At 59.3% G+C, this 10,000-nt stretch carries 11 protein-coding genes and 1 pseudogene; 7 read left to right on the top strand and 5 right to left on the bottom strand.

The window, feature by feature from the left end; genetic code table 11:
• From LDL37_RS09485 to LDL37_RS09460, 6 genes are all read left to right on the top strand, one after another.
• Nucleotides 1-881, top strand: an 881-nt coding sequence (locus tag LDL37_RS09485) for an AMP nucleosidase (RefSeq protein ID WP_290797246.1), incomplete at its 5' end; no start/stop codon positions are given.
• A gap of 19 nt (nt 882-900) precedes the next feature.
• Nucleotides 901-1,686, top strand: coding sequence for a hypothetical protein (locus LDL37_RS09480; protein WP_290797244.1), 786 nt, complete (start codon nt 901-903; stop codon nt 1,684-1,686).
• A 151-nt stretch (nt 1,687-1,837) separates the two neighbouring features.
• Complete coding sequence (locus LDL37_RS09475) at nt 1,838-3,070, top strand: divergent polysaccharide deacetylase family protein (protein WP_290797241.1); 1,233 nt, start codon at nt 1,838-1,840, stop codon at nt 3,068-3,070.
• Nucleotides 3,067-3,552: an RNA pyrophosphohydrolase gene (locus LDL37_RS09470; RefSeq protein ID WP_126421820.1), complete on the top strand. Its 486-nt coding sequence runs from the start codon at nt 3,067-3,069 to the stop codon at nt 3,550-3,552. Before LDL37_RS09475 ends, LDL37_RS09470 begins: the two co-directional genes overlap by 4 nt.
• A 2-nt stretch (nt 3,553-3,554) precedes the next feature.
• Nucleotides 3,555-3,917, top strand: a complete 363-nt coding sequence (locus LDL37_RS09465) for a DUF1428 domain-containing protein (protein ID WP_126421822.1) — start codon at nt 3,555-3,557, stop codon at nt 3,915-3,917.
• Nucleotides 3,918-4,105: 188 nt separating this feature from the next.
• Nucleotides 4,106-4,468: a DUF1428 domain-containing protein gene (locus LDL37_RS09460; RefSeq protein WP_290797235.1), complete on the top strand. Its 363-nt coding sequence runs from the start codon at nt 4,106-4,108 to the stop codon at nt 4,466-4,468.
• 126 nt (nt 4,469-4,594) lie between these two features.
• On the opposite strand, the gene LDL37_RS09455 is transcribed toward LDL37_RS09460, so the two are convergent.
• Nucleotides 4,595-5,554: a class 1 fructose-bisphosphatase gene (locus LDL37_RS09455; RefSeq protein ID WP_290797232.1), complete on the bottom strand. Its 960-nt coding sequence runs from the start codon at nt 5,552-5,554 to the stop codon at nt 4,595-4,597.
• A 126-nt stretch (nt 5,555-5,680) separates the two neighbouring features.
• Between LDL37_RS09455 and LDL37_RS09450 the strand changes: the two genes are divergently transcribed.
• Complete coding sequence (locus tag LDL37_RS09450; protein WP_290797229.1) at nt 5,681-6,415, top strand: sterol desaturase family protein; 735 nt, start codon at nt 5,681-5,683, stop codon at nt 6,413-6,415.
• Here LDL37_RS09450 and LDL37_RS09445 read toward each other — a convergent pair.
• From LDL37_RS09445 to LDL37_RS09430, 4 genes and pseudogenes are all read right to left on the bottom strand, one after another.
• Nucleotides 6,412-6,891: a GNAT family N-acetyltransferase gene (locus tag LDL37_RS09445; protein WP_290797226.1), complete on the bottom strand. Its 480-nt coding sequence runs from the start codon at nt 6,889-6,891 to the stop codon at nt 6,412-6,414. The two genes, LDL37_RS09450 and LDL37_RS09445, sit on opposite strands and share 4 nt — an antisense overlap.
• An 85-nt stretch (nt 6,892-6,976) precedes the next feature.
• Nucleotides 6,977-8,854, bottom strand: coding sequence for a ribonucleoside-diphosphate reductase subunit alpha (locus LDL37_RS09440; protein ID WP_290797224.1), 1,878 nt, complete (start codon nt 8,852-8,854; stop codon nt 6,977-6,979).
• Between the two features lie 254 nt (nt 8,855-9,108).
• A complete protein-coding gene (panD, locus tag LDL37_RS09435; RefSeq protein ID WP_290797221.1) occupies nt 9,109-9,474 on the bottom strand; it encodes an aspartate 1-decarboxylase in 366 nt (121 codons plus the stop codon).
• Between the two features lie 215 nt (nt 9,475-9,689).
• A pseudogene (locus LDL37_RS09430) lies at nt 9,690-10,000 on the bottom strand (TetR/AcrR family transcriptional regulator); the annotation flags it as partial.

Genomic DNA, 10,000 nt, shown 5'->3' with positions numbered 1-10,000 from the left:
CCCCGGCCGAACATATCCAGTCCTACATCCTGATGACCAACTATCATCGCTATGTCGATGTGTTCGTCGCCTACGCGCTGGAGCAGCTCAAGCGCCCGGACAGCCCCTATACGGCCCTGTCCTGCTGCGGCGGCATTGTCATCACCAAGGACACGCCGAACCCGCTGGAGCTGATCGCCAACTCGCCCTGGCGGAAATTCCAGATGCCGTCCTATCACCTGCTGTCGCCCGACCGTCAGGGCATCAGTCTGGTCAATATCGGCGTCGGCCCGGCCAATGCCAAGAACATCACCGACCACCTCGCCGTCATGCGCCCGCATGTGTGGCTGATGATCGGCCACTGCGGTGGCCTGCGCCCGTCGCAAAGCATCGGTGACTACGTGCTGGCCCACGCTTACCTACGCGACGATCACGTGATGGATAATGTGCTGCCGCGCGAAATCCCCATCCCGCCCATCGCCGAAGTGCAGGTCGCCCTGCAACAGGCCGCGGTCAACATCACCGGTCAGGACGGCGACGCCCTCAAAAAGCGCCTGCGCACCGGCACGGTGGTCACCACCGACGACCGCAACTGGGAGCTTCGCTATTCGTCCTCGGCGCTTTTGTTCTCACAAAGCCGGGCCGTGGCCATCGACATGGAATCGGCGACGCTGGCCGCTCAGGGCTATCGCTTCCGCGTGCCCTACGGGACGCTGCTCTGCGTCTCGGATAAGCCGCTGCACGGCGAACTGAAACTGCCGGGTCAGGCCAACCACTTCTATGAACGCGCCATTGCCGAGCACATCGACATCGGTTTTGAGACGATCAACCTGCTGCGTCAGGCCGGCTCAAAGCTGCACTCGCGCAAGCTCCGCGCGTTTGATGAGCCGCCGTTTAGGTAAATGATAGGGGGTGGATTAATTGCGTACAATGACCGTTTGCATGGAATGCCAAGAAATCAATGGCTTTCCTAATTTCGAGTCTGTGCAGGCAACAATAGTCCCTGATAATGGCGCGATGCATATATCGTGCAATAAAGGGCACACAACGTTGCACGTTTTAACTCAGCCGAAGCATGAATTGCTTTCGGAATTGAGCATTTGTGCAATTAAAGATGGATATTACCGTGAAGGAGTTGTTTCATTCGCATCAGCCCTTGAGAGCCTCTATCGATTTTACGTCAAAGTCATCCTTCTAACTAACGGTGTGGATTCAAAAGAGTTTGAAAAATCTTGGAGTGCTATAAATTTGTCCGAACGGCAGTTTGGAGCCTTCAGCATCGCCTACCTTATCGAGACGGGCGTCGCTTATAAAAACCTGCCTGCTGATCAAGTTAAATTTCGCAATAAAGTTGTGCATAACGGTCAAATTCCGTCATTAGATGAGGCCATTCAATACTGCCAATCTGCTGCAACATGTGCATTACCGATCATAAAACAATTAGAGTCCGATAAATACATAAAAACAAAAACAGATATAATTTCATCTATTTCAGCATCAGCACGCAATAAAGCGGAGAGTATCGGCATGAGAATTAGCGCGGGAGGCATTTTAACGCCGCTTTCTCTTCGGCCAGGCCAAAGTGAAATTAACATCGCAAATTATCTCGAAGAGCATAAGAACTGGAATGTGGAAAATGTTGTGGCGGAAATCGCAACTCACGCGACCGCACTCAATTCCTTACTTACACCCGAAACCCGAGATTAAGTTTATAGATCGTTAGGCTTTGTTAACCGCCGTTAGCGCATATTAACCCTGTCCGCCGTGGGTGCGGGCAGGGTTTTTCGTGCTTCCCGAAAAGTGTACACCGGTTTTCGGACTCAAGAAGCACGACAAAAATTTGGGTCACACACGCTCCATGTTCGCCAAACCAAAGCTCCCGTCCCTGTCCAATTCGCCGCTGTTCCGTAAGGACGGCGGGCTGTTGAGCCGCGTCAAGGGCTTAGGGCCCGCCGCGCTCGACATTCTGAAAAAACCCTACACCGCGCCGCTGATGGCGCTGGGGCTGTTTATCGGCGGCGGCGCGCTGTTTTTGAGCCTTTCCGATCCGGAAGCTGGCAACCCGACCATTCAGATCGCAGCGGCAACCACCGCTGCGCCCAAGGCCGACGCCCATGCGCCCGCGACGGCCACCGCTGATGACGCGGCCTCCGGGCTTCAGGCCTTCACGCTCGATTCGCTGGGCCTGTTCAAGGACGCTTCCGCCGATCAGTTCAACGCCAATGGCGAGGCCGGGCCCGCCGACGGCACGGCCGTCATCACCCTGCCCAATGACGGTGCGCCGGTCACGGTCGGCAGCGCCAATAAGCTGCCCGCTTCGCCGCTCGCCCCCGCCCCGATTGCCGGTCTGTCGCAAAATGGCCCCAACGGCCCATTGCCTGCCATTGCGTCGGATGGCCGCGTTCCGGCTTCGGCCTATGCCCGCCCGTTCAAGTCGAACGGCAAGCCCATGGTGTCGCTGATCGTCGGCGGGCTGGGGCTCAACCCGACCACCACCAAGGCCGCCATCGAGCAACTGCCCGCCGAAGTCACCCTGTCCTTCGTGCCGCACGCCGAAGGGCTGCAAGGCTGGATCGACGCCGCCCGTGCGCAGGGCCATGAGGTGCTGATCGAAATTCCGATGGAGCCGACCAACTATCCCGACACCGATCCCGGCCCGCGCACGCTTTTGGTCGGTCAGCGCCCGGACGATATGAACGCCAGCCTCAACTGGCTGATGGGGCGCGCCACCGGCTATTTCGGCGTCATGAACTATCAGGGCAGCGCTTACTTACGCGACAAAGGCTCGATGACGGCCTTTCTCAATGTTATGAAGGCGCGCGGCGTGGCTTTTATTGATGACGGTCAGGCACGCGATGTCGGCGGCGGCTGGACGCGCGCCTCGGCCGATCGGGTGATCGACGCCCAGATCAATTCGCAGAGCATCAATGCGCAACTGGCAGCCATCGAAGCGCAGGCCAAGGCGCGCGGCCGTGCGCTGGGGTCGGGCTTTGCCTACCCCGTCACGCTGGCTGTGGCGATCAAATGGACGCAGAGCCTTGAACAAAAAGGGCTTCAACTGGCCCCCGCTTCCGCTATTATGAGGCGATGAGCAAGGATTTATCTGAGTACCGCCCCAATGTGGGCATCGTCGTCCTCAATGCGCAGGACAAGGTGTGGATCGGCCACCGTTTCGGTATGAGCGGCGACTACGCCTGGCAGTTTCCGCAGGGCGGCGTCGATGCCGGTGAAGACCTTGAAGCCGCCGCCCGACGCGAGCTTTATGAGGAAACCGGCCTGAGCACCATCGACATACTGGGCTGCACCTCCGACTGGATCGTCTATGACTTCCCGCCCGAAGTGCTGGCGCAGAAGAAGATCGGTCGCAATTTCAAGGGCCAGAAGCAGATCTGGTACTTTGTGCGCTTTAATGGCCCCGACAGCGAAGTGAACCTTCAGGCGCATGGCGAGCAGGAATTTGACCGCTGGGAATGGTGTGACCTCGATCAGGTGATCGAGCGCGTGGTGCATTTCAAACGCGACTCCTACCGCAGCGTTATTGCCGAACTGAAAACCCTGCTGGGAAAGGCCTGAGCATGTCCTATGTCGATGGATTCCTGATCCCGGTGCCCAAGGAAAACCGCGCCGCCTATAAGAAGATGGCCGAAACCGCTGCCGAAGTGTTCAAGGAATATGGCGCGCTTCAGGTGGTCGAATGCTGGGGTGACGACCTGCCCGAAGGCGACGAAGGCGTCTCCTTCCGCAATGCGGCGCGTGGCAAGCTGTCGGACAGCGTGGTCTTTTCGTGGGTGATGTGGCCCTCCAAAGAGGCGCGCGACGAAGCCAATGAAAAGATCATGGACGACCCGCGGATGCAGCCCAGCGAAGACATGCCCTTTGACGGGGCCAAGCTGGTCTATGGCGGGTTTCAGGTGCTGGTCGAAAATAGAGCGGAATGATTTCTTGGTAATCCTTCCGCTCAAGCCGCCATTGAGGCGGCGGCCAAGGTGGCAAAGCCACCGCCCGGCGAGGGGCTAAACAAAAGCTGGATCATTATGTTTCTAACAGAAATCATAATGATCCAGACCCATTGGTATTTTGCCCATAGGGCCTTAGGCTGGTGCCTCCCAACAGAGGAGACGCCCCCATGTCTGAGACCCCCACCACCTATGTCGATGGCTTTGTCTGTCCGGTCAAAGTCGAAAACCGCGACGCCTATCTGAAATCCGCGCAGGTCACGGCCACCCTGTTCAAGGAACTGGGCGCGCTGGCCGTGGTCGAAAACTGGGGCGATGACGTGCCGGAAGGCAAGCTGACCTCGCTGCCGATGGCCGTAAAGCTGGAAGCGGGCGAAGTCGTGGTCTTTTCGTGGGTCGTCTGGCCGTCAAAAGAGGTCCGCAATATCGCCTGGGAAAAGGCGCAGGCCGATCCGCGCATGGCCGAGATGGACATGCCCTTTGACGGCAAGCGCCTGATCTATGGCGGCTTTCAGACGATCTTTACGGCTTGATTTTACCAACGGCCGAAGATGCTGCCCGCATCCGGCCGTTGAAGACACGAGACTGTCTCATATGTATCAGCGACATGAGACAGTCTCGAAAGGCATACCAAGAGTCATTTCCAATGACCCTTGGTATCAACCGTTAAGATACTCTGCCACACGCTCGACCTCTTCGGCCGAGCCCAGCACCACGCCCGTGCGCTGGTGCAGGCCTGTCGGCTGAAGGTCGAGGATTCGGGTGGTGCCGTTGGTGGCCTTGCCGCCCGCCTGCTCGATCAGGAAGCCGATAGGGTTGGCTTCGTACATCAGACGCAGCTTACCCTCGGCGCGCTTGGTATCGCCCGGATACATGAAGATGCCGCCGCGCGTGAGAATGCGGTGCACGTCTCCGACCATGGAGGCCAGCCAGCGCATGTTGAAATCGGCGCCGCGCGGGCCGTCCTTGCCGGCCACGCACTCGTCGATATAGCGCTGAATGCCGGGGAACCAGTGGCGGTGATTGGACATGTTGATGGCAAATTCGCGCGTCGAAGCCGGAATCGTCATGGCGGTCTTGGTCTGTATCCATACGCCGTCGGCATCCGGCGTAAAGGCCACGACACCCTTGCCCACGGTGAGGACGAGGAGGGTCTGCGGGCCATAGGCTGCGTAGCCAGCGGCCACTTGATCGCGGCCCGGACGCAGGAAGTCGCTTAAGCTCAGATCCCCCTGCGGCGCGGGCAGGACGGAGAAGATGGTGCCGACCACGCCGTTGACATCGACATTGCTCGACCCGTCGATAGGATCGAAAAACAGCAGGTAGTCGCCCTTATCGAAGGCCACATAGTCGTCCATCTCTTCAGAGGCCAGACCGCGCACCACGCCCTTCCAGCGCGCTTCTTCGAGCATGATGTCATTGGCAATGACATCGAGCTGCTTCTGCACCTCGCCCTGCACGTTTTCCTGTTCCAGCGCGCCCTGAAGATCATTGACAGCGCTGAGGTTCACGGTGCGGCCGATCACGGCACAGGTCCCGGCCATGGCGGTGATCAGGGTTTTCAGGCTTTGCGGCAGGCCGCTCTGGCCTTCGAGGAAGGCGGTCAATGTCACTGGCATTAGAAATCGCTTTTTATAATGGATTTTGGGTGCGCCCTTAGTAGCTTCGCGCCGCAAAGCGAGTCAACGGCGCAGGTGGACCTTTGGATGATCTGTGCTATCAAATCCAAAACGGGGGAGACAGGGATGCTGTTACTGGGCGTCATAGCCATCACAGGGCTGTTGTTTGTTCTGATATTTACGCGCGAAGTCATTGCCCCGGCCTCCGGAGCCAGTTGTGACCGGCGCTGGCGTATCCTGGCCGGCAGCCTCAACGCGGCCAGTCTTCTGGCGGTCGTAGCGGTCGGTGTTGTCTTTGATCGGCTGATTTCGCAATGGTCGCTGTTTGATCTGAAAGCGCACGTGGACCCGCTGAGCGGCGGGTTTATCGCCTTTCTGGTCTCCAGCTTCCTGGCTTACTGGTGGCATCGCGCCACGCATGTCTCGGATACGCTGTGGCGCTTTGTGCATCAGCTACACCACGCCCCGCGCCGTATCGAAGCGCTGACGGCCTTTTATCTTCACCCGGTCGATGCGTTTATGGCGGCCCTGCTCAACGCCGTGGTGGCCTATGGGGTCCTGGGCGTCAGCGGCCTGTCGCTGGCCTTTTCGCTGATACTGGTCAGCGTGTTTGATCTGGTCGCCCACGCCGATCAGCGCACCCCGCACTGGCTCGGCTATATCACCCAACGCCCGGAAATGCACCGCGTGCATCACCAGTACGGTCATCACAAACAGAATTACGGCCTGCCGCTGTGGGATATGCTGTTCGGCACCTTTGCCAATCCGCAGGCCGGACCGGAACGCTGCGGGTTCGACGACAAACGCGCCGCGCAGATCAAGGATATGCTGCTGTTCCGCGACGTACACAAAGGCCGTTAGAGCCTCTTCTGCCAGAACAGGGCGCGGCCCATGTCCGGGTCCAGCACGTAATCGCCATAGCCCAGAGACTGATAAAGCCTTTGCGCTGTTGCATTGCCTTCCAGCACCTCAAGGGTGAGCTTGGCGCAGCCGCGTTCGCGGGCAATCGCTTCAGCCTCAGCCATCAGCGCGCGCGCCACGCCCTGCCCGCGAAACGCCGGGGCGACGATCAGGTCATGGATGTTAAGCAGGGGCCGCGCAGCAAAGGTCGAAAACCCGGCAAAGGCATTGAGCAGACCTGCCGGTTGTCCATCGGCAAAGGCCAGAAGCGACACCGCCCCCGGCGTGGCTGCCAGACGCTCGATCAGTACCGAAGTCACGTCGAGAGGCAGGGCTTCGCCACCGCCCATACGGTCCTGCGCATAAGCCTGCATCAGGGTGACAATGGCCTTGGCATGGACCGGGTTGCGGTAATCGGCGCGAATGATCTCAGTCATAAACATTCCATAGCAAAAGGCCGAAGCGGGGGCTCCGGCCTTTCAAACTTGCTCCCGGTTTCGGGTGCAGGGCCTGAGGCCCTGCTTACTGACAGGCGAGGCATTCCTCGTAGTCCGTCTTGCCCGCAGCCGCCATCGACACTGCGGCGGCCTTGCCTTCCGAACCAGCAAACGCGGCGCGTTGGACCGACTTGGAGCGCAGATAATAGAGCGACTTGACGCCCTGTTCCCACGCCGTCCAGTGCAGCATGTGCAGGTCCCACTTATCGACATCACCCGGCAGGAAGATGTTGAGCGATTGCGACTGGCAGATTTCCGGCGCGCGGTCGGCGGCCAGTTCCACCACCCAGCGCTGGTCGATTTCGAAGGCGGTCTTGAAGATGGCCTTTTCATCTTCGCTGAGGGCGTCGATGTGCTGCACCGAGCCTTCGTGCTCGACGATAGAGTCCCAGGTTTCCGGCGTGTCGAGACCCTTTTCGGCCAGCAGGTTTTGCAGGAAGGGGTTTTTCACCGCAAACGAGCCCGACAGGGTCTTGTGCGTATAGATATTGGCCGGGATCGGCTCGATGCCCGCCGAGGTGCCGCCGCAGATGATCGAGATCGAGGCCGTGGGGGCGATGGCCAGCTTGTGCGAGAAGCGTTCCATCACGCCGCGCTCTTCGGCGTCGAGGCAGGGCCCGCGCTCCTGAGCCAGCTTGACCGAAGCCTTGTCGGCTTCGCGGCGCAGGTGTTTGAACAGGCGCATGTTCCACGACTTGGCCATGGCCGATTCGAAGGCCACGCCCTGCGATTGCAGGAAGGAGTGGAAGCCCATCAGGCCGAGGCCGACCGAGCGTTCGCGCTTTGCCGAATAGACGGCGGCCGACATGGCGTCCGGGGCCGACTGAATGAAATCTTCCAGCACATTGTCGAGGAAGCGCATGATGTCTTCGATGAAGCGCGGTTCGTCGCGCCATTCGAGGAAGGTTTCGGCATTGACCGAGGACAGGCAGCACACGGCGGTGCGCTCATGCCCCAGATGGTCCTTACCCGTGTGCAGCATGATTTCGGCGCACAGGTTCGATTGCTTGACCTTCAGGCCCAGCTCGCGCTGGTGCGGAGCCATGGAGCGGTTCACCGTGTCGGCAAAGATCAGGTAGGGCTCACCCGTCTGCATGCGGATTTCGAGGATCTTCTGCCACAGGGCGCGCGCGTCCACATAGCGGATGATCTCGTTGTTCTTGGGTGAGCGCAGGCCGAATTGCGCGCCGTCGCGGACGGCTTCCATGAACTCGTCGGTGATCGAGATACCGTGGTGCAGGTTGAGCGCCTTACGGTTGAAGTCGCCCGACGGCTTGCGGATTTCGAGGAATTCTTCGATCTCCGGGTGGAAGATGTCGATATAGACGGCGGCCGAACCCCGGCGCAGGGAGCCTTGGGAAATGGCCAGCGTCAGGGAGTCCATCACGCGGATGAAGGGGATGATGCCTGAGGTTTGGCCCGCGCCCTTGACCTTTTCGCCGATGGAGCGCACGCCGCCCCAGTAGGTGCCGATACCACCGCCATTGGAGGCCAGCGCTACGTTTTCGTTCCACACGCTCACGATACCTTCGAGCGAATCGGGCACGGCGTTGAGGAAGCAGGAGATAGGCAGGCCGCGCTTGGCCCCGCCGTTCGACAGGACCGGCGTCGCCGGCATGAACCACAGGTTCGAAATATAGTTATAGATGCGCTGGGCGTGTTCGGAGTCGTCGGCATAGGCCGTGGCGACGCGGGCGAACATGTCCTGATAGGTTTCACCGGCCAGCAGATAACGGTCGTCGAGCGTCTTCTTGCCAAAGTCGGTGAGCTTGTCGTCCTTGGACGGATCGGTCACGACCGTCTTGATCAGCTTGAACTCCGGACGCTCCTTGGGACGCACCTTGAGCGTACCCTTAACAGACGCCGCACCCTGAACCTTCGCCGCCGCATCATTTGCCGACATCGTCACACTCACCTGGTATGCCTGAGAAAACCGCTCCGCCCCCGGAGCACCGAAGGTCAGACCCAAGACAACTAGATATAGTGTCGAAGACCGCCGTCAGCCCCTATATGGGGCCATAATCGGATCGCATCGTCAACGGCCAAGTCGCCGCAGAGGCGAAGTTTTTCGTTAACAAAATCCTAAAAAAAACATTATGCCAAGCGCCACAAGGGTTTGGGCGCGAAAGGCAAAAATACCCCTAAAAAAGAGTCCTGTTAGAGAATCGTCGAGGGGGTTTCGCTGAGGTAGCGGTCAACCCGATTCTGACGATCAACCAGCACGACTCTGGGGATAATCGGAGTGTCGGTCAGCTCAAAACCCATGATGATTATCTGTTCAGATTCGTTGATCAGATGGGCGGCGGCACCGTTCATGGCGATCTTGCCTGAGCCGCGCTCACCGGTGATGACATAGGTTTCCAGACGGGCGCCCGACGTGTTGGACACCACCAGTACGCGCTCACCTTCCCACAGGCCGACGGCGTCCATCAGGTCCTCGTCTATGGTAATAGACCCGATATAGGCCAGATTGGCCTCGGTGACGTAGGCGTTGTGGATCTTGGAACGCAGCAACTGACGCATGGTGAACTTTCGAAAAGGATGGGCCACGAAAAACACGAAAAGACACGAACGCTATGGTCATGACTGGCGCGAAGCGCCTGACCGCGTATGCGTCGCAAAACGATCAGATGCCCTTCGGGCACAAACCCTGTGAGCTCGACGTTGGTGTCTTTTCGTGTTTTTCGTGGCTAATATCTTTTACGCGCCCGAAAGTCAGCCGTTTTCTCAGACCGCTCTCAATCGACCCAGAGGTCCGTCACATCGCCCTTGCGGTTCAGCATATGCACGGCGCGCTTGATAACATTGAGCAGATTTTCGATGCGTTCGGGCTGATCATAGGTCAGGGCGGCCCGGTGCAGACCATCCAGCGCAAAGCGGGCCAGATCACGGCTGGCCTGAAAACGCGCATCGACACCGGCGGTGATAAAGCCCGGCGTGGCGCGGCCCATGGCCCCGCGGTCAAAGGCTTCCTGCGCCGGGCGGATGGCCTTGGCCACGTCCTCATCCTGACGCGCCGCGCGCTCCAGCGCCAGAAAGGCGGCAAACG

This window comes from Asticcacaulis sp. (assembly GCF_020217185.1).
Taxonomy (GTDB): Bacteria; Pseudomonadota; Alphaproteobacteria; order Caulobacterales; family Caulobacteraceae; genus Asticcacaulis.
Note: the sequence above shows the minus strand (reverse complement) of the source record. Positions and strands in the feature narration are given on the sequence as shown.

Excerpts from the sequence above, each read along its gene's own strand:
- LDL37_RS09475 (WP_290797241.1), top strand. The coding sequence starts at position 1,838 with ATGTTCGCCAAACCAAAGCTCCCGTCCCTGTCCAATTCGCCGCTGTTC.
- LDL37_RS09470 (WP_126421820.1), top strand. The coding sequence starts at position 3,067 with ATGAGCAAGGATTTATCTGAGTACCGCCCCAATGTGGGCATCGTCGTC.
- LDL37_RS09465 (WP_126421822.1), top strand. The coding sequence starts at position 3,555 with ATGTCCTATGTCGATGGATTCCTGATCCCGGTGCCCAAGGAAAACCGC.
- LDL37_RS09460 (WP_290797235.1), top strand. The coding sequence starts at position 4,106 with ATGTCTGAGACCCCCACCACCTATGTCGATGGCTTTGTCTGTCCGGTC.
- LDL37_RS09455 (WP_290797232.1), bottom strand. The coding sequence starts at position 5,554 with ATGCCAGTGACATTGACCGCCTTCCTCGAAGGCCAGAGCGGCCTGCCG.
- LDL37_RS09450 (WP_290797229.1), top strand. The coding sequence starts at position 5,681 with ATGCTGTTACTGGGCGTCATAGCCATCACAGGGCTGTTGTTTGTTCTG.
- LDL37_RS09445 (WP_290797226.1), bottom strand. The coding sequence starts at position 6,891 with ATGACTGAGATCATTCGCGCCGATTACCGCAACCCGGTCCATGCCAAG.
- LDL37_RS09440 (WP_290797224.1), bottom strand. The coding sequence starts at position 8,854 with ATGTCGGCAAATGATGCGGCGGCGAAGGTTCAGGGTGCGGCGTCTGTT.
- panD (WP_290797221.1), bottom strand. The coding sequence starts at position 9,474 with ATGCGTCAGTTGCTGCGTTCCAAGATCCACAACGCCTACGTCACCGAG.